This window comes from Natribacillus halophilus (assembly GCF_900100185.1).
Taxonomy (GTDB): Bacteria; Bacillota; Bacilli; order Bacillales; family Marinococcaceae; genus Natribacillus; species Natribacillus halophilus.
Map to the genome: position 1 here is coordinate 400,032 of NZ_FNEN01000002.1, position 19,155 is coordinate 419,186.

Here is a 19,155-nt window from a genome sequence, read left to right on the forward strand (position 1 = left end):
AGTGTTCGTGATACCCATTAATCCTCTTTGGCATATGGGAGCAATGCAGCTTGACGAGCACGTTTAATCGCTGTCGTCAATTTGCGTTGATACTTTGCGGATGTTCCTGTTACCCGTCTAGGCAAAATCTTTCCTCGATCAGAGATGAACTTACGGAGAAGATCCACATCTTTATAATCGATTTTTTCGATTTTATTAACGGTAAAGTAACATACTTTTCTACGCTTGCCTCTACGACGTGCCATTGGTCTCCCTCCTTCTGTCAGTTTTCGGCAAAGAGGCTAGAAAGGTAAATCGTCGTCGGAAATATCGATCGGTTCTCCGTCATTGGAGATAGGATCGTCATTCAAGTTAGACGTGTTTCCCCGCGATTCCTGACCATAACCTTGTTGATTGTACGACCCGGAACTAGCGGGAGCAGAGCCTTGACCCATGCCTTGCTCGGAACCACCCCGGTTCGCGGTAACATTACGGGGCTCTAAAAATTGCACGCTTTCCGCCTGAACTTCCACCATGTTCACACGGCGCCCCTCCTGATTTTCAAAACTACGACTTTGTACGCGGCCGTCAATGCCCGCCAAACTTCCTTTTTTTAAATAATTGGCGACATTTTCCGCCTGTTTTCTCCAAACGACGCAGTTTAAAAAATCAGCTTCCCGTTCTCCGTGCTGGTTGGTAAACGGCCGATTAACGGCGATGCCGAAGTTCGCCACTGCTATACCGTTTGGGGTGTACCGCAATTCAGGGTCACGGGTGAGACGTCCGACAAGTACGACGCGATTAATCATTCCAACCCCTCCCATTTATTTGAAGATTCCACTAGTCATCATCTCGAACAACGAGCGTTCGGATGACATCATCGGAAAGTTTAACCCGGCGGTCAAACTCATTGATGGCATCGGGTGTTGCCTGTAGCTTTAAAACGACATAGTAACCTTCACGGAAATCATTGATTTCATAAGCGAGACGACGTCTCCCTTTTTCATCGACATCCGTGACTTCCGCTCCATTATCGGAAAGGATTTGGTTCAAACGTTCGATCAACGCTTTGATCGCATCCTCGTCCAATGTCGGTTTAACGATATACAGAATCTCGTAATTACGCACGCGTGTCACCTCCTTTTGGTCTAAGCGGCCCCCATCCATGACGGGAGCAAGGAGCAAAAACCGGGCGTTTGCCCTCTATTTACTCACATCATAGTATTGTAACAGGTACACCTCCTATAGACAATAGCCTGGACGTATTTTGTTGTGAGTTTCGCTGTAATTTGATATTGACGATCACATGTTTGCTTCTGTTAAATACAGTATATCATGGTCAGCAAGAAAGGCAAGCAAAAATTATAAAAAAACGAAATTGCAACGACCACGCAATTTCACGTGAACTCTGTAGCCTAACCCGAGGTTGGCCCATGAGCCAATTTGATGCCTTAACCCAAGGTATACACGGGCTTTAGGTCGTCATAAACCACTTTTGATGACCTAACTCGAAGCATGCACGGGCGCTAGGTCATCATAACCCACTTTTGATGACTTAACCCACAGTATACACGGGCTTTAGGTCGTCATGACCGATCCAATTCCACCAAATTCTTCTAAAATATGATCGAAATTATAACAGCGAAACAGGCATAGCCTCGGTTAGACTATACCTGCTTCCAGAGGAAACCATATCTTTAGCGCCTCGTAAATATCGCTTTATCGTCGATTCCTGAAAATATGTCATCTCCTCCCGTTTCCTGTTCGAAATCCTCTTCAGTAGACATGTTCTCTTGTGTATCTCGCTCTGGTGCGGATTGCTCCCTTTCCGTCACCGGGTCTTTTTCTTCGTTTTTCGTCTCCTGATGATGCATGAATTGCAGCAGTTCCTTCGATGCCTCGATATCGCGTACGTCAACATTTCCGAAACGCTCCTGCATCACCTGGACGAGAAACGAAAGTGAATCCCGGATATTCGATTGCGCATCCAACCACTCATTGATCGATTCCGGATTTCGTTCGGTATTAATTTTCCACGTATACGTCACTCGCTGCTTCGTCATGGTATCACCTATTCAGTATATAGAAGTTTTTCGTTAAGAACTTTCAAACCCTCAATATTCATATTCACCGCATAGGCTTCCGGTACCCAGATGATTTCTATCTTCGCTTCATTGGCATAATCCAGCAGATCTTCATACATATCATCGCGAAATTGAATGCTTCCGCCGCCGTAGACCATGATTTTATCCACTCGCCCGGCCGTGTTCATCGCTCTTTCCTGTAAATCTTCCAATATGAGTTGTGCCTGTAAATATCTTGCTTCATCCAGGGATTGAACAGCTGTTTCGTGTAAATTGTTCGTTTCATCTTGATAGATGTTCATAAATTGTTGGCGGTTCAGGGACAGATGGCCTCCTACCTCGTCTTTAAGAAGTTTAATCGCTTCTTCCGTCGCATGACCTACACCGTGTCTTTTTCCGTCACAGAGGTCAAGAACGGCATTTTTCTCTTCCGTATAGATATATTCGGTCGTCCCATCCCCGATATCGGCGTGTAAAATATTCTGGTTCGCCATATCCTTCGGTTTCATTTTCGACTCATATTCTGCATCGTGATTTTTTAAAATATCCTCTTTTGCGGTTAAGAGCGTATAGAGCGCGGGTACGCCTTCCGTCGTTACGTTCACCTCATTAAATTTGACCATCACAGTGACCAGTTGATCCGCGACATAAATAATAACGGTGTGGGTACGTCCTTCCAGGCGTTGTTGCAGATGTTTGGCTCTCTCATTTGTATGCTCTGAAGCCGGGATCGCCGTTGACAGATTAGCGTCCACCTCCAACACCTGCGGAAGTTCTTCATGTGATTCATAATAGTTTTTAACCTCATGACCTGCGATCATACCGAGACAAACGATAACAGGAATATCATGTTTATACTTGTTTCCGAGTTTAATATTGATATTTTCCACCATATCGTTAATGCGGCTCGCGCGTTGTCCGACAAAATATGCGCCGTTTTTTTTGATCGCATCGCTCGTTACGTGGATAAGCAAATCCTCTTCGATGCGAGCGATGCTTTGCGCAAGATTGGTATCTGCTGTTTCCGGAATTTGGTTGACTCTCTTTACGACGGAAGGTTGCGTTAAAAAGCGATCCTCTATGTACATCTTCGTCTCTGAATTTCCGATATCCGCTGCCATTAACATTGTATACCCTCTCCCGTTTTTAAAGATTGGATTCTTTGTGGGTTCTTAAAGGATTCCTGAAGAATTCTTTGCGGGTTCTTTTTGCAGATATAGAGGCAGATCCCTCGCTGAGTTTCCGCTAAAACACCCGAAAGAATTCTTTGTGGGTCCATTTTTAATTCTTTTAGGTTTCTTTAAGCCTTCCTCTTATTTTAACACTAGTTTGCTTGATTAAATAGATTATACTATGCAAAAAATAGATTAGCAAAAAGTTATCGTAAAAAGCTCCCCCTCCCCTATCGCTTTATCCATAAAGAAAACTTGGCTTATCGCCAAGCCTGCGAAAGCCTTAGTTGCACTTATGCATGATAAGAAACCATCATGGCGGCTGAGCATACCGCCACCATCTATCATGAAAACAACTGATTTAGCGCAAAAAGTATAATCGTGACATATGTTGGTTATACTGATTGGTTTGCGCTGCTCCAATAATGGTTGTTTTCATACAAAAGTTATACTTTCTTATCTGCAAAAAAAGAGCGGGTGTTGATCCGCTCTTAAACGTTGAATCGAAAATGGATGACATCGCCGTCCTGGACGATATAGTCCTTACCCTCCAGGCGAACCTTACCTGCTTCTTTTGCCCGAGCCGTTGAGCCATAATATTGCAGGTCAGTAAATGACACAACCTCGGCACGGATAAACCCTCGTTCAAAATCAGAATGGATCACTCCGGCTGCCTGCGGCGCTTTCGTCCCCTCTTTGATCGTCCAGGCACGCACCTCGGGTTCACCGGCGGTAAAATACGTATTCAACCCGAGTAATTCATAAGATGTTCTAATTAAACGGTTTAAGCCAGGCTCAGTCAGGCCAAGATCGTCTAGAAATGATTGACGATCTTCTCCATCAAGCTCTGCGATCTCTGCTTCAATATCCGCACAGATGGTAATCACTTCTGCTCCTTCTTCAGCCGCCACTGCCCTAACCTGCTTAACGTAGTCGTTTTCTTCTTCTTCGAGCAGGCTCTCTTCATTCACGTTCGCCACGTATAAAATCGGTTTTTTCGTGAGCAGTTGGAATCCTTTTGCAATCTTTTCTTCATCTTGATTTAAACTTACACTGCGCGCGGGCTTTTCCGCTTCCAGCGCTGTCATTATCTTTTCCAATACCGCCTGTTCGGCGATCGCTTCTTTATCCTTTGATTTTGCCTGTTTGCCGACTTTGTCCAGGCGCTTGCTTACCGTTTCCAAATCGGCCAAAATCAGCTCCAAATTAATCACTTCGATATCTCTCACCGGATCCACACTACCGGATACGTGCGTAATATCTCCATCGTCGAAACAGCGGACGACATGTGATATCGCATCTACTTCCCGAATATTCGAGAGAAATTGATTTCCCAACCCTTCGCCACGGTTTGCACCCTTTACGATGCCGGCAATGTCCGTAAATTCGAAGCCCGTCGGAATCGTTTTTTTTGGATTCACCAAGTCGGTTAAAACGTGTAAACGTTCATCAGGTACATCAACGATCCCCACATTCGGATCAATCGTGGCAAACGGATAATTGGCCGCTTCAGCTCCGGCCTGTGTAATTGCATTAAATAACGTGGACTTGCCTACATTGGGCAACCCCACGATGCCTGTTGTTAACGCCATAGTCTTTTTCCCTTCCTATTCTTCAGCTGTTTCCAGTACTTTTTTCATTTTACGGGTGAACGTCTTGCGCGGGATCAAAACACTGTGTCCACATCCCTGACATTTGATGCGGATATCCATGCCCATGCGAATAATTTTCCAGCGATTTTCTCCGCACGGATGTGGTTTTTTCATTTCGACGATATCATTGAGTTGAAAGGTTTTGTCCGACAACGTTCCCGCTCCTTTCACAATGGCTGGCTAAAAGGACAGTGTGTATTATATCATACTTTTCGCAGAATAGGGAGGGATTACCGCTGCAAGCTATGAACGTGATCATTCCAGATTGTCAGATATAAACGGGTGCAGGAGAACCGCCCCGAGTAAATAGAGATTGACAACACCGTAAAGCGGGTAAAGAAACCCTACAAGCGTAGAAAATCCAAAAATTGTCATCGGCAGAAGAGGAAAAATGATCACTAACGCGAGTATCCAGGCCGGCCCATTGAGCACACGGCGAAAACGACTGATTAAACCGATGATATTCGCGGCCGCAGTCGTAAATATCGCAGTGAATAAAAGGACAGTCATAGCCAGAATAAGGATAGACGGATAAGTGCTCAATATCGAAAACAATGGGATTTCATAAAGTAAAATATCATCAGCTACAACGAGTAACGACTGGTTGTACAAATAAGAAACCCCACCGAGCATCAAGCCGCTGCCTACGGTGGCAATCCAGATTTCCCCTTCATGCTGAATTCTCGTTCCGATCACCGCGAGAACGGCAACGATAGGCAACAAATTCAGTCCCATAAACATAAGTGCCGAAGGCCAGTTGGTTTGCGCTCCCCATTCGAGTACAAAGCCACCATCATTGGACATTTGAAATAAAACCAGAATCCCGATTAAAGCAGCAATCAGCGCCGGCGTAAGTATATTATTGACAGAAGTTAATCCGTTCAGGTCCCAGATGAACAACACGACCAGCAAACCACACATGAGCATCACGCCGCTCCAATAAGGAAATTCAAACGTTTCCAGCGTCGCTCCCCCACCGGATATCATGATTCCTGTAGTCGTAAATAAATATATAATAATCATTGCATCATAAAATTTAGACACACGCTTGCCCAACAACGTCTCCAACACGCTCACATAATTTTCCGCCCCCTGCTGAATACTCAGTTTTAAAATGATAGCAGAACTGATCGTAAAAAGAATGCTAAACAGTATAATGGCAACCACGCTATCTTCACCAAAGAATTGCCATATTTCCCGTCCGGACGCATAACCGGCACCAATCATCGTTCCCGTCAGCAGAAACATCCATTTTAACCCACGTCCGATCATTCAATGTCTCTCCCTTGTCTTAGAACGTTCGTTATTGCCTGGACATCATTGTTCTGATCCAAGACGTATAGAACGGTCAAGATTCCCTTATACTGGGACTAGTATGAAAAAGGAGAGCTGGGTATGTCTTATAAAAGATCTTTTTCAAAAGAACGCACCTTTCAATGTCAGTATCATGTCGATGATGAGATGGTGCACCCTTTCGCGGATCAATTTTTTCAAAAAATAAAACATCTTTCTTTACATACCGATATCGTTATCGTCTGTATCGGGACGGATCGTTCCACAGGAGATTCTTTCGGCCCGTTAACAGGAACGATGATCACTGAGAACAGTCCACGCAGTCTGGACGTCTATGGAACCCTCCACCATCCTGTCCATGCATTGAATTTGCAGGAAACAATAAATCATATCATGGCTGAATACAGGCAGCCATTGATCATTGCCATAGATGCCAGCATGGGAAAACCGCAAAACGTTGGTCGGATCACTTTTGCATCAGGGCCGGTAAGCCCGGGAAGTGCCGTTAACAAGCAGCTTCCGGACATCGGCCATATGCACATCACAGCTACCGTCAATGTCGGAGGAATGATGGAATACTTCGTCCTGCAGAATACACGTCTAAACCTCGTCATGAAACTCGCCGAACGAACGTCAGAGGCTATATTAAAAGCGGATCGCTGGTTGTATCAACCGCCGAGCACTGCCACACCCTCGCGGCGCCACCACTCCATCATCCACCCGTCTGCACAGGAGTTGTCCGCCCCATCCAATGAATAAGGCGGACATCAATCAGAAGGCATATAGCAAGGATGTGATAACGAACACGACGAGAATCGCCGGCAAAAGGTTGGCAACCTTAATATCGACAATACCGAGCAGCCGCAGCCCAATAGCGACGATCATCACGCCTCCTGCCGCCGTCATCTCCGTGATGAACATTTCCAGCAGCGGGCCGGGAATGACGCGATTGATCAGGCCGGCTAACAAAGCAATCGTTCCCTGATACAGCACAACCGGAATAACTGAAAACAACACACCGACCCCCAGCATGGATGCAAAAAACAGCGATGAAAAGCCATCAAGCATCGCTTTGGTATAGAGTAAACTGTGGTCCAGGCGGAGCCCGCTATCAAGCGCACCGAGCACCGCCATGGCACCGACGACGTAGACGAGGGAGGCGGTGACAAAACCCTTGGCGAATAACCCTTCTCCGTCACGACTTCCTACCCTTTTTTCAATCCAGCGCCCAAACGCGTTCAAATGATCCTCAATGCGCCACCATTCCCCGAGGGCGCCTCCGATAACAAGGCTGCCAATGGTAATCAGAAATTGCTCGCTTTCCAGCCCCATACCGATCCCCAGCAAAATAACAGCCAACGCGATGGCCTGCATAACTGTCGTTTTCACTCTTTCCGGAATACGTTTAAAAATTAAGCCCAGCAGCGAACCGATGATAATCGCAACGCCATTCACCAATGTCCCGAGTAAAACCATTCTTCTTTTGATCCCCTTTTATCTACTGTGAACGAAAAACAATATTATTCTATATTAACACTTCACTTAATATCATGCTATAATACAAAATGAATATTCATTCAGTTTCAGAAAGGGTGATGATTATGTCACTGGCAGGAAAAACGGCCATTATAACCGGAGGCAGCAATGGTATGGGGAAGGCGATGGCTACGCGTTTTGCTTCTCAAGGCGCTCATGTCGTCATTACCGGGCGCAGCGAAGAGCGACTTCAAGAGGCGAAAACAGACATTCTAGGCGAAAGCAATGCAGGCGTTCTAACCGTGCAAATGGATGTCCGAGACCGTGAGGATGTACAGCGAACCATCGATGAAACAAAAGATACCTTCGGCCCCATCGACATTCTCGTTAATAACGCTGCGGGCAATTTCATTTCACCGGCAGAAGATTTATCCGAAAATGGCTGGAAAGCGGTCATTGACATTTGCTTGAATGGAACTTGGAATTGTACTCAGCTTATCGGCCGGGAAATGATCGCTCACAAACGAGGTGGAGCCATTCTCAACATGATCGCTACATACGCCTGGACCGGTTCGGCCGGCGTCGTTCACTCGGCAGCCGCTAAAGGGGGAATCCTCGCTTTAACCAAATCCCTGGCCGTGGAGTGGGGGGAATATGACATTCGTGTTAACGCGATGGCACCGGGACCCATCGAAAATACCGGCGGCGCAGACAAGCTATTTGCTTCGGAAGACGCCGTTAAACAAATGAAAAAGATCAATCCTCTCACTGATATCGGCAAGCTGGATGACGTTGCTGATGCTGCGGAATTTCTCGTCTCCAGTCAATCCCGTTTTGTCAACGGAGACTGCATGACCGTAGATGGCGGTCAATGGCTTGCTCAGAGCCGATATTTATGATTCCGGGGGAGGGTAAAAGAATGGAACCACTTATGATCGATACACAGGAAGGCATACGAACGATCACGATCAACCGTCCCGAACGTATGAATGCGATTAATGATGATATCAGTTTGCAAATCGAGCAAGCGTTTGCTGACGCTTCCGCCGATGATGACGTTCGAGTCGTCGTTATCACCGGTAAAGGCCGAGCGTTTTGCTCAGGACTCGATCTTTCGGAAATGTCGGATGCGTTTGGCAGTCGGCATGAACAGTTGGATGAACTGGGCTGGGTCGGGCGGCAGGCGCTCAGTATCGTCCACTGTGACAAACCCGTTATTGCTGCCGTGAACGGCATTGCCGCGGGGGCTGGGTTATCACTTGCCCTGGCTTGTGATATGCGCTTCATGTCGGACCAGACACGGGTCACGACCGGTTATGTCCGGCGCGGCCTAAGTCCCGATGCCGGCATGAGTTATTTTTTACCTCGCTTGATCGGTCAAGCCAAAGCCGCGCAAATGATTTTTACAGGCCGAGATATTTACCCTGACGAAGCTGAGCGCACGGGACTGGTCAACGAAGTCTTTCCCGATGAGGCATTTCATGATCGTGTCATGGACATTTCCCGGGAAATAACCGCAGGCCCCCCGATCGCCCTAACCTTCTCCAAAAGGCTTCTGACCGCAGACGCGGACGCTGAACTTTCGGCGCTATTAAAACAGGAATATGCCTATATTAAACGTTGTTTCGCGACGAAAGATGTCGAAGAAGGCATCCAGGCCTTTTTGGAAAAGCGTAAACCCAACTTTCAGGGGGAATAACTTGGACAACCGTCTATTCGGACAAATCCACTGGATGATCGGTGAAAAATGTCCTTATCGATCATTCATTCGGACACAAACAGTATCAAACGTTAAAAATTGTCCGAATAGGATGCTCATATGCACTAAACTTGCAACCGGAGAAATGTTTGTAAAGAATGGATAAGAAAAAGGGGCCGATCGGCCCCTTTTACAACGGTTATGCTTTATCGTGGTCCAACAATTCGAGGATGCGTTCCAAGTCTTCATCCGTTAAAAATTCTATTTCTATTTTGCCTCGCTTTTTGCCCTTTTTAATATGGACGGATGTGCCAAAATACGTCTGAAGCGTGTGTTCCTGTTCGCGGATATAAGCCGATGGCTGTTTCTCTTTTTTCTTTGGCTTGCTGGTAGGACCCCGGTTGTTGACCCGCTGCACAAGTTCTTCCGTCTGGCGGACATTGAGTGCTTGCTCCTTGACGGCTTTCACGGCATCCGGTACTTCTTTTTCCTGCTTGATGCCGAGAAGGGCACGTCCATGCCCCATCGATAATTCCCCGTCGCCAATCGCTTGTTGAATCGTTTTGGGCAATTGCAGCAGCCGCAGGTGATTAGCGATATGAGGACGGCTTTTGCCAAGCTGTTTGGCCAGTTGTTCTTGCGTGAAGTCAAAATGATCCATTAGCTTCGCGTACGCCCGTGATTCTTCCAGCGGATTGAGATCTTCCCGTTGTAAGTTTTCAATCAACGCAATTTCCATCATCCGATCATCCGTCAAATCCTTGACGATGGCAGGAACGGCTTCAAGCTGACTGTTCTGTGCCGCCCGAAAACGACGTTCCCCCGCCACAATCTCGTAACCTTTAATGCTCTTTCGTACGATGAGCGGTTGCAGAATTCCATGGCGTTTGATGGAGGCACTTAAATCGTCGATCGCTTGTTCATTAAACTGCTTCCTCGGCTGATAGGGGTTGACGCGCAAATCCTCAAGAGCAATATTATGCACCGCTTCCTCGCTCGTCTCCAGTTCATCCGGAAAAAGAGCATTGAGGCCTCTTCCTAATCCTTTAGGCACCCGCAACCACTTCCTTTGCAAGTTCTAGGTATACGTTGGCTCCCCTCGATTTGGGGGCATACAAGACGATAGGCATTCCGTAACTGGGGGCTTCTCCAAGCCGTACATTTCTCGGTACAATTGTTCCGAACACTTTATCCTGAAAGTATTTCTTCACTTCTTCGATGACTTGTACCCCTAAATTGGTACGGGCATCCAACATCGTGAGTAAGACACCTTCAATTCGCAAGTCTGTGTTTAAATGCTTTTGGACAAGTCGGATCGTATTGAGGAGCTGGCTTAACCCCTCGAGGGCGTAATACTCGCATTGAACCGGAATTAACACCGCCTCTGCCGCCGTAAGGGCATTGATCGTCAAAAGACCGAGCGATGGCGGACAATCAATAATAATATAATCATAGTCGTCCTGGACACTGCTCAATCCTTTTTTCAAACGGACTTCCCGGGAAATCGTCGGGACAAGCTCGATTTCCGCTCCGGATAACTGTATCGTCGCCGGTAGGACAGAGAGGTTTTCCACCGGGGAAGAATAAATGATATCGCGGGCGTTAACGTCTTCTACGAGTAAATTATAGATACAGGCGTCGACATCACCTTTTTCAATGCCGGCCCCGCTTGTTGCGTTCCCTTGTGGGTCGATATCAACGAGTAAAACCCGATGACCGATATAGGATAAACAAGCGCTTAGATTAACGGCGCTTGTCGTTTTTCCAACACCGCCTTTTTGATTGGCGATCGTAATCACTTTAGCCAAAATCGTTCACAACCTTTCCCTTGCGGTTGCTCGAATATATGTAATTATATTTTAGCACGTTTTCCAGATTAGTAAACTTGGCTTTTCGCCAATCCTGGCGAAAGCCTTAGTTGCACTTATGCATGATAAGAAAGTTATACTTACTTATCTGCAAAAAATAATCTACCATGAAAGAATGATAGATTATTTTTTGGGGATGCGAATGGTAAATTGATAATAATCATCGAGTTCTTCTTCCTGACGTTCGACTTGCATCCCGGATTTTTCGACCATTTCCAGTGATTGTCGAATCGTATTCATGGCGATACGCAGATCTTTTGGAAAGTGCTGTTTCTTTGTACGTTTCTTCTCTTCGGGTTTTTCCGTATTCTCCAGCCAGCGCTCCGCGTATGCTTCCGTTTCTTTTACACTCAGGGAATGATCGATAATCGCGCGCAGCAATTGTATTTGCAAGGATTCATCCTTAAGTCGAATGAGCGTTCGTGCGTGGCGTTCGGATATATCCCGCTGCAGAAGCGCGGTTTGCACCTCTTCAGGCAAGGACAACAATCTGAGCTTGTTGGCAATGGTGGACTGCCCTTTGCCCAGTCGCTGTGCCAGGCTCTCCTGCGTAAGCTTGTGCCAATGAATCAACTGCTCGTAAGCTCTGGCTTCTTCGATAACCGTTAATTCTTCTCGTTGTAAATTCTCTATGAGAGCCAGAGATGCTGTCTGGGCATCGTTGAATTCCTTAACGATCGAAGGGACTTCCGACCATTCCAATTTTTGGGCGGCACGCCACCTGCGTTCTCCGGCAATGAGTTCGTAATTGTTTTCTCGCTCTCTGACGATAATCGGTTGCAGCATTCCGTGTGTCTGGATCGTCCTTGCCAACTCATCAATGGTTTCTTCTGAAAAAATGGTACGGGGTTGGAACGGATTCGGTACGATGGCAGTGATGGGTAATAAGCGAACTTCCTCACTGTGACCTGCGCCTTCCTCGGGATTTTCTCTTTTTACTTCATCGCCTAGACCGAAAAAACGTTGGATGGAATTTCTCACCGTCTCCCCCCCTTTTTTAAGTCATGGCTCTTTTCTTTATTTTATCATGACTGTCACATTTGTCTACGCTGTTGCTTATTACAAAGGTTTTTTCTTAATGATTCCGGCGTTGCGGGGATAACTTTTCGGTGTGCTTTCCTTCTTGCCGATCACATAAATAGATCGCTCGCTTGCTTCTGTCGGCAGCTCAAAATAATGCCGGTCGATGTCTCCGCCATTGAGCACACGGATCGCTTCCCGGGCCGTTGCCAGCTCCTCTTCCCCGCTCTTCCCCTTTAAGGCCATCCATACCTCGTGTTTGTGAACGAACGGGAGACAAAGTTCTGCCAATACCGGCATTTTGGCCACCGCCCGCGCGATGACGATGTCGTACCGATCGCGATGGTGTTCTTCTCTGGCCGCATCCTCGGCGCGTGTATGTATAAGATGCACATCTTCCAGCGACAATGCCTTCGTAAGCTCTTCGAGAAATTGCACCCGTTTTTTCGTCGCCTCGATGACGGTCAGATGCAAATGAGGAAAGCAAATCTTTAGGGGGATGCCGGGAAAACCCGCGCCCCCGCCGATATCAGCCAGCGATGAAACGGCCTCAAACGGATAGCAACAAGTCGCCAGGAGCGAATCGTAAAAATGCTTTTCATACACCTCATGCTCATCGCTGATCGCTGTTAAATTCATGTGCTTATTCCAGTCCACGAGGAGCTCATAATAACGTTTAAACTGTTCTTTTTGCCTGTCCGCCAGGGAAAGGTCAATATCCTTTAACCATTTTTCCCATTCCTTCATAAGGGTGACCGCCTTTCCGTTTCCCGGGTAAAGAAAACTTGGCTTATCGCCAAGCCTGGCGAAAGCCTTAGCTGTACTTATGCATGATAAGAAAGTTATACTTCCTTATCTGCCTAGGAAAGCAGGCCGTTCCAAAGGTTCAGCCTGCTTTTCATCCTTTTGCCCTTATGACGTTGCCGCCTCTTTTTGCGACATCTGTCGCCCTTGCTCAATATACACGAGCAAAATCGAGATGTCCGCAGGATTCACACCTGCCACGCGAGATGCTTGCCCCACGGATAAAGGCCGCACTTCCTCGAGCTTTTGACGGGCTTCCATGGCAAGACCGGTAATTTGACTATAATCGATCCATTCCGGAATCCACTTATTCTCCATTTTCTTCCTTTTATCCACCTGTTCCATCTGTTTGGCGATATAGCCTTCGTATTTTGTCTGGATGTCGACCTGTTCCTTAACATCAGCCGGCAACTCACGCTCCGGTGGGATAATCGCTTCGATATCCGCATACGTTATTTCCGGTCTTTTAAGGAGTTGCGTGCCGGAAACCGCTTCTTTTAACGGGGCGGAGGCATTATTTTCGAGTACGGACTGTACTTTTTCCCCGGGTTTAACGATGGTGTTTTCGATTCGCTTTCGTTCAGCGCCGATGTCTTCGTTTTTCTTTTCAAACTGCTGATATCGTTCAGCAGACACGAGCCCGATCTCATAACCGAGTTCGGTCAGGCGCAAATCAGCATTGTCATGGCGCAAGAGAAGACGATATTCTGCCCTTGACGTCAGCAAACGATAAGGCTCATCCGTCCCTTTCGTGACGAGATCATCGATAAGGACTCCGATATAGGCATCGGAACGATCAAGAATGATGCCTTCTTTATTCTGCGTCCGTCTGGCCGCGTTGATCCCAGCCATGATCCCCTGGCCGGCCGCCTCTTCATACCCGGAGGTACCGTTGATTTGACCGGCAGTGAACAACCCGGGAATTTTTTTCGTCTCCAGCGTTGGCCACAACTGGTGCGGGACGATGGAATCGTATTCTATCGCGTAGCCCGGGCGCATCAAACGGGCATTTTCCAGGCCTTTGATCGTCTTCAGCATGTCATATTGAATATCTTCAGGCAATGACGTCGACAAACCCTGGACATACACTTCTTTCGTGTCTCGACCTTCCGGCTCCAGGAAAATTTGATGCTGGGACTTATCGTGAAAACGGACGACCTTGTCCTCAATGGATGGACAATAGCGCGGCCCTGTCCCTTCCATCATGCCGGAATACATCGGTGAACGTTCCAGGTTCTCGTTAATCAAGCCATGGGTGCTGTTGTTCGTGTACGTGAGCCAACAAGGCAGCTGATCGGTAATATAATCAACGGTGTCATAAGAAAACGCACGGGGAGTGTCGTCCCCCTCCTGGATTTCCGTTTGTTCGTAATCAATCGATTTGCCGTTCACGCGCGGGGGAGTCCCGGTTTTAAAACGAACCATTTCAAACCCGAGTTCGCGCAGATGATCCGACAATGCCACCGATGGCTGCATGTTGTTCGGGCCACTCTCATAAGCGAGATCGCCAAGAATAATCTTGCCTCTTAAATACGTTCCGGTCGTTACGATGACAGAGTCGGCCCGGTAATGGGCGCCTGTATTCGTCACGACCCCCTGGCACACACCATCTTCAACGATGAGAGACTCCACCAGTCCCTGGCGAAGCGTCAGGTTTTCTTCTTCTTCCAAAGTGTTCTTCATTTCCTGCTGATATTGGAATTTATCCGCTTGTGCCCGTAACGCTCGTACAGCCGGCCCTTTTCTCGTGTTTAACATTCGCATCTGAATATGCGTTTTATCAATATTTCTAGCCATTTCGCCACCGAGGGCATCGATCTCACGGACGACGATGCCTTTCGCCGGACCGCCGACCGAAGGGTTACAGGGCATAAAGGCCACCGCGTCAAGATTGAGGGTGAGCATAAGGGTGGATGCCCCCATACGGGCGGATGCAAGCCCCGCCTCAACACCGGAATGTCCCGCGCCGATGACGATGACATCGTAATTTCCACTTTCAAAAGACATGTTATACCTCCTTTGCACCGTTGGCGTCTTCATTTTCCCAGACAAAACTGTGAAAACAACTGATCGATAAGTTGGTCCGGCGCCGTCTCTCCGACGATTTCGCCGAGGTGTTCCCAGGCTCTTGTCACATCAATTTGCACCATATCGACGGGCATGTCCGCCTGGGCCGCCTCCAGGGCTTCGTCGATCATTTCCTTTGCCTGGTTCAGCAAGGCAATATGTCGGGTGTTCGAGACATAATTCATCTCTGTACCCTCGACCCCTTCATCAAAAAAAAGATGCGCGATGGCCGCTTCTAAATCTTCAATCCCCTCGTCCTTTAAAAGAGAGGTCGTCACAAGCGGGCGATCGCCGACAAGTTTACGCACTTGGTCTTCATCGATGTCTGGTGTTAGATCGTTTTTATTTAAAATAACGACGGCGTTGAAATCTGCGATCGCGGTGAAAAGCGCTTCATCCTCCGGTGTTAATGGTTCGCTCGCGTTTAGGACGAATAATACCAGTTCCGCATCGGATAGCGCTTGCCGTGAGCGCTCAACGCCCAGCTTTTCCACGGTATCTTCCGTTTCCCGGATACCGGCGGTATCGACAAGTCGAAGAGGAACCCCCTTGACATTCACATATTCTTCGAGGACGTCACGGGTCGTCCCCGGAATCTCCGTGACGATCGCACGATTATCCTGAACGAGGGCGTTCATCAGCGAGGACTTTCCGACGTTCGGCCGACCGATGATGGCCGTTGCCAGTCCTTCCCGGAGGATTTTACCTTGATGGGCGGTGGCCAACAGTTGCTCAATTTCTTTACGAACGTCGGTAATCTGCTTTTCAAGACGTTCCAACGTTACGGATTCCGCATCAAATTCCGGATAATCAATATTGACTTCAACGTGGGCAATCGCTTCCAGCAACTCGGTACGCAACGATTTGATTTGCCGGGCGAGACGCCCTTCGACCTGCTTCATGGCCACATTCATCGCCCGGTCCGTTTTCGCGCGGATCATGTCCATGACGCCCTCGGCTTGAGATAGATCGATACGACCGTTTAAAAAGGCCCGTTTCGTGAACTCTCCCGGTTCAGCCAAACGTGCGCCTTCAGTAAGCACCAGCTGCAACACACGGTCCGTCGATACAACACCGCCATGGACATTTATCTCAACAATGTCTTCCCTCGTGAACGTTTTCGGGGCTCTTAGCACCGACACCATCACTTCTTCCACCGTTTCATTCGTCGCAGGTTTTACCAGGTTGCCGTAATGGATCGTATGTGTATCCACTTCCCGCAACTTTTTGTGACCGCGATAGACACGATCACCGATAGCCACCGCTTCATCCCCGCTGATGCGTATCATCGCGATTGCGCCTTCACCGGGAGGCGTGGAAATGGCCGCGACTGTATCCAACTCCATCTCATCACCTCGTTTCCGTTCCTATTCCCATCACTAAAGGATAACATAAAAATAAGCCTCTCACCAATGCGTGTTCACAAAGAAAAATCCCTTATCACCGTTCATAGGGATAAGGGCACCGTTTCGAATCATGTCTCTTTTGGTTTAATGACAACGTGCCTGCGTGGTTCTTTGCCGTCGGAGAGCGTATCAACCGCCGTATCCGTTTGCAGCGTCTGGTGGATTTTTTTGCGTTCATTGGCCTGCATCGGTTCCAGTACGACCCTGCGATTGGTGCGCTTTGCTTTTTCGGCCAGACGGTACGCGAGTTGCTCCAGTGTTTTCGCACGACGTTCCCGGTAATTTTCGGCATCGAGTTCAATACGTCTGTATTGATCCGAATGGCGATTGGCCGCAAGGTTGGTTAAATACTGCAGCGATTCCAGGGTTTGCCCTCGTTTGCCGATCACCATACCGACATCTTCCCCGTTCATTTCCAGGCGCGCCTTTTTCTCTTCCGTGTCAAATGCGTGAATATCAAGATTCACGTCCATGCATCTTAAGACATCCGCGAGAAAACGTTCAGCTTCTCCTACAGGATCAGGCTTCATCGTAATCTCTAAAATGGCCGGTTTACTAAAAAAGTTCAGGAATCCTTTTTTCGGTGTCTGGATCTCCACGTAATCAACTTGCTCACGAGTTGCCTGCAGTTCCGTAAGCCCTTGGTTCAACGCTTCTTCAACCGTCTTACCTGTCACCGAAATGGTTTTCACGATTATTTCGCTCCTCCCGGGTTAGTACGTTTGTCTTTTTTTTTCCTGTGCCTTTGGACCTGTAATAAAGTACGTCTGTGCGATCATGAAGAAGTTACCGACGACCCAGTACAACGCGAGCGCTGACGGGAAAAAGAAAGCAAATACCCCGATCATAATCGGCATCATATAAAGCAGAATCTGCATCTGCGGGTTCGCGCTCACCATCATCATCTTCTGCTGGAAAAAGGTGGTTGCTGCGGCGATCACTGGCAAAATAAAATCGGGCTCACCGAGCTGAAACCAGAGGAATTGGTGATTAAAAATTTCTTCTGTCCGCATAATGGAGTGAAAGAAGGCGATTAAGATCGGCATTTGAATAAATAATGGCATACATCCTGCGAGTGGATTAACATTATTCTCGCTAAAAAGTTTCATCGTCTCTTCCTGCAACTTTTGTTGGGTCTTTTGATCTTTAGCGCTATACTCCTCTCGTAACTTCATCAATTGCGGCTGTAATTCCTGCATGGCTTTTGTACTTTTCGTCTGTTTGATCATCAATGGCAAAATTAAAAACCGGATAAGAATCGTCACTACGATAATCGCTAAACCGTAGTTTTCACCTGTCGCTTCCGCGATCGTTGTTATCAACCATGACAGCGGATAGACAAAAATGGTGTCCCAAATCCCGTCAGGGTTCTCCGTAATGGGTTGGTCAATGTTAAAACAACCGGCCATGATAGCTGCAAGCGCCACCAGCATCAATGCCAGTCCTATTTTCTTTCGCAACGTCCACAATCCTCCTTGGTGAAGCAAACACTTTTATTTGCAGATAAGAAAGTATAACTTTCTTATCATGCATAAGTGCAACTAAGGCTTTCGCCAGGCTTGGCGATAAGCCAAGTTTTCTTTAACAGGGCCCGTGCGGTCTCCACACGCCTGCCCGTTTGAAAACATGGGCGAAACTTTTGCTTGCCGTATGATATTTCATAGATAATAAAGGCTTTCTTCCAATAATAATATAATCCTTGTCCGCTTGAACAGCATCTTGATGCTCTCTCATCATTTCCCGGATCCATCGTTTCAGACGATTCCGAGTGACGGCGGTACCCAACTTACGCCCTACCGTTACGCCAAATCGAAAATGGCTTTGTCCCGGTTTATCAAGGACGTAAAGGACAAATTGGTGATTGGCCACCGTTTTGCCTTCCTTGAAAATTTTCGCAAATTCGTCATTATCTTTGATTCGATACGCTTTCTTCATCCTGAATATCACCTATATCCGTAGAAAAAAGACCACTGTTGACGCAGTGGCCTTATGCGGAAAGGTTTTTCCTTCCCTTTTTACGTCGACGCTTGAGCACTTGCCGTCCATTTTTGGTGCTCATGCGCGCACGAAATCCGTGAACCTTTTTACGCTTACGATTATTTGGTTGGAATGTTGGTTTGGCCATCGTAAGCCACCTCCCTTATTTAACCCTACTTAGGCATTCTAAAAAAGTATACAGACTGAATTGTACAAATGTCAAGGGCACTGAGAGACGGCTCCGCGGTTTCGTTAAAGTTCGAATATATTCGCGGCTATCCGAGGGAACGGAGATCGCTCCGATCTTTATGACACTTGAATCGTGTTGTTATACCCCAAAGGCAGGGCATCTCACTCCGAGAGGGACAAGAAGCGCGTTGTTATACCCCAAAAGCAGGGTATCTCACTCCGAGAGGGACAAGAAGCACGTTGCCATACCCCAAAGGCAGGGTATCTCACTCCGAGAGGGACAAGAAGCACGTTGCCATACCCCAAAGGCAGGGTACCTCACTCCGAGAGGGACAAGAAGCACATTGCCATCCCTCGAACGACGGGGATCGAACCAATCCGAGAGGGCGATGTGATCCTTCCTCGGGCTCGTCTTAGAAAGGCGATTTTTATTTCCCTTAAAAATCGTTTTACTTTGACTTTACCTTGG

22 protein-coding genes are annotated in these 19,155 nt (G+C 47.5%); 3 read left to right on the forward strand and 19 right to left on the reverse strand.

What is annotated here, in order from left to right; genetic code table 11:
- Positions 1–17 precede the first annotated feature (17 nt).
- The 8 genes from rpsR to BLS58_RS04330 all read right to left on the reverse strand — a co-directional run bounded on the left by rpsR (position 18) and on the right by BLS58_RS04330 (position 6,159).
- Positions 18–245, reverse strand: a complete 228-nt coding sequence (gene rpsR, locus BLS58_RS04295; RefSeq protein WP_090396331.1) for a 30S ribosomal protein S18 — start codon at positions 243–245, stop codon at positions 18–20.
- Positions 246–281: 36 nt separating this feature from the next.
- The gene (gene ssb, locus BLS58_RS04300; RefSeq protein ID WP_090396332.1) at positions 282–788 is read right to left on the reverse strand and encodes a single-stranded DNA-binding protein; all 507 of its coding nucleotides are present in this window, start codon (positions 786–788) and stop codon (positions 282–284) included.
- Between the two features lie 31 nt (positions 789–819).
- Positions 820–1,107 carry a 30S ribosomal protein S6 gene (gene rpsF / locus BLS58_RS04305; RefSeq protein ID WP_090396334.1) on the reverse strand — a complete coding sequence of 96 codons (288 nt, stop codon included), beginning with the start codon at positions 1,105–1,107 and terminating at the stop codon, positions 820–822.
- A 569-nt stretch (positions 1,108–1,676) separates the two neighbouring features.
- Complete coding sequence (locus tag BLS58_RS04310; RefSeq protein ID WP_090396336.1) at positions 1,677–2,042, reverse strand: hypothetical protein; 366 nt, start codon at positions 2,040–2,042, stop codon at positions 1,677–1,679.
- An 8-nt stretch (positions 2,043–2,050) separates the two neighbouring features.
- Positions 2,051–3,190: a ParM/StbA family protein gene (locus BLS58_RS04315; RefSeq protein WP_090396338.1), complete on the reverse strand. Its 1,140-nt coding sequence runs from the start codon at positions 3,188–3,190 to the stop codon at positions 2,051–2,053.
- Positions 3,191–3,726: 536 nt separating this feature from the next.
- Positions 3,727–4,827 carry a redox-regulated ATPase YchF gene (ychF, locus tag BLS58_RS04320; protein ID WP_090396340.1) on the reverse strand — a complete coding sequence of 367 codons (1,101 nt, stop codon included), beginning with the start codon at positions 4,825–4,827 and terminating at the stop codon, positions 3,727–3,729.
- Between the two features lie 15 nt (positions 4,828–4,842).
- Positions 4,843–5,040, reverse strand: a complete 198-nt coding sequence (locus tag BLS58_RS04325) for a DUF951 domain-containing protein (protein ID WP_090396341.1) — start codon at positions 5,038–5,040, stop codon at positions 4,843–4,845.
- A 102-nt stretch (positions 5,041–5,142) separates the two neighbouring features.
- Positions 5,143–6,159: a YkvI family membrane protein gene (locus BLS58_RS04330; protein WP_090396342.1), complete on the reverse strand. Its 1,017-nt coding sequence runs from the start codon at positions 6,157–6,159 to the stop codon at positions 5,143–5,145.
- 123 nt (positions 6,160–6,282) lie between these two features.
- Between BLS58_RS04330 and yyaC the strand changes: the two genes are divergently transcribed.
- On the forward strand, positions 6,283–6,939 hold the full coding sequence (yyaC, locus tag BLS58_RS04335; RefSeq protein ID WP_090396343.1) for a spore protease YyaC: 657 nt from the start codon (positions 6,283–6,285) through the stop codon (positions 6,937–6,939).
- A 12-nt stretch (positions 6,940–6,951) separates the two neighbouring features.
- Here the strand turns inward: yyaC and BLS58_RS04340 are convergent, their stop codons facing one another.
- Positions 6,952–7,656 carry a DUF554 domain-containing protein gene (locus tag BLS58_RS04340; protein ID WP_090396344.1) on the reverse strand — a complete coding sequence of 235 codons (705 nt, stop codon included), beginning with the start codon at positions 7,654–7,656 and terminating at the stop codon, positions 6,952–6,954.
- Between the two features lie 131 nt (positions 7,657–7,787).
- Between BLS58_RS04340 and fadH the strand changes: the two genes are divergently transcribed.
- Together fadH and BLS58_RS04350 are read left to right on the forward strand one after the other, a co-directional pair.
- On the forward strand, positions 7,788–8,555 hold the full coding sequence (fadH, locus tag BLS58_RS04345; RefSeq protein ID WP_425433666.1) for a 2,4-dienoyl-CoA reductase: 768 nt from the start codon (positions 7,788–7,790) through the stop codon (positions 8,553–8,555).
- A gap of 20 nt (positions 8,556–8,575) precedes the next feature.
- Positions 8,576–9,355, forward strand: a complete 780-nt coding sequence (locus BLS58_RS04350) for an enoyl-CoA hydratase/isomerase family protein (protein WP_245723045.1) — start codon at positions 8,576–8,578, stop codon at positions 9,353–9,355.
- Between the two features lie 199 nt (positions 9,356–9,554).
- Here the strand turns inward: BLS58_RS04350 and BLS58_RS04355 are convergent, their stop codons facing one another.
- From BLS58_RS04355 to rpmH, 10 genes are all read right to left on the reverse strand, one after another.
- Entirely contained in the window at positions 9,555–10,409 is an 855-nt protein-coding gene (locus tag BLS58_RS04355; RefSeq protein WP_090396349.1) for a ParB/RepB/Spo0J family partition protein, read from the reverse strand.
- Positions 10,402–11,163: a ParA family protein gene (locus BLS58_RS04360; protein ID WP_090396351.1), complete on the reverse strand. Its 762-nt coding sequence runs from the start codon at positions 11,161–11,163 to the stop codon at positions 10,402–10,404. Before BLS58_RS04360 ends, BLS58_RS04355 begins: the two co-directional genes overlap by 8 nt.
- Before the next feature lie 183 nt (positions 11,164–11,346).
- Entirely contained in the window at positions 11,347–12,204 is an 858-nt protein-coding gene (gene noc, locus BLS58_RS04365) for a nucleoid occlusion protein (protein ID WP_090396353.1), read from the reverse strand.
- Positions 12,205–12,282: 78 nt separating this feature from the next.
- Complete coding sequence (gene rsmG / locus BLS58_RS04370; protein ID WP_090396355.1) at positions 12,283–12,990, reverse strand: 16S rRNA (guanine(527)-N(7))-methyltransferase RsmG; 708 nt, start codon at positions 12,988–12,990, stop codon at positions 12,283–12,285.
- 165 nt (positions 12,991–13,155) lie between these two features.
- Positions 13,156–15,054: a tRNA uridine-5-carboxymethylaminomethyl(34) synthesis enzyme MnmG gene (mnmG, locus tag BLS58_RS04375; RefSeq protein ID WP_090396357.1), complete on the reverse strand. Its 1,899-nt coding sequence runs from the start codon at positions 15,052–15,054 to the stop codon at positions 13,156–13,158.
- Between the two features lie 29 nt (positions 15,055–15,083).
- Positions 15,084–16,460, reverse strand: a complete 1,377-nt coding sequence (mnmE, locus tag BLS58_RS04380; RefSeq protein ID WP_090396359.1) for a tRNA uridine-5-carboxymethylaminomethyl(34) synthesis GTPase MnmE — start codon at positions 16,458–16,460, stop codon at positions 15,084–15,086.
- 128 nt (positions 16,461–16,588) lie between these two features.
- Positions 16,589–17,212 (reverse strand): RNA-binding cell elongation regulator Jag/EloR, encoded by a 624-nt coding sequence (gene jag / locus BLS58_RS04385; RefSeq protein WP_090396361.1) that lies wholly within the window; start codon positions 17,210–17,212, stop codon positions 16,589–16,591.
- A gap of 21 nt (positions 17,213–17,233) precedes the next feature.
- Positions 17,234–17,980 carry a YidC family membrane integrase SpoIIIJ gene (gene spoIIIJ / locus BLS58_RS04390; RefSeq protein ID WP_090396364.1) on the reverse strand — a complete coding sequence of 249 codons (747 nt, stop codon included), beginning with the start codon at positions 17,978–17,980 and terminating at the stop codon, positions 17,234–17,236.
- 121 nt (positions 17,981–18,101) lie between these two features.
- The gene (gene rnpA, locus BLS58_RS04395; protein WP_090396366.1) at positions 18,102–18,455 is read right to left on the reverse strand and encodes a ribonuclease P protein component; all 354 of its coding nucleotides are present in this window, start codon (positions 18,453–18,455) and stop codon (positions 18,102–18,104) included.
- Between the two features lie 52 nt (positions 18,456–18,507).
- Complete coding sequence (rpmH, locus tag BLS58_RS04400) at positions 18,508–18,645, reverse strand: 50S ribosomal protein L34 (RefSeq protein ID WP_090396368.1); 138 nt, start codon at positions 18,643–18,645, stop codon at positions 18,508–18,510.
- Between the last annotated feature and the right edge of the window lie 510 nt (positions 18,646–19,155).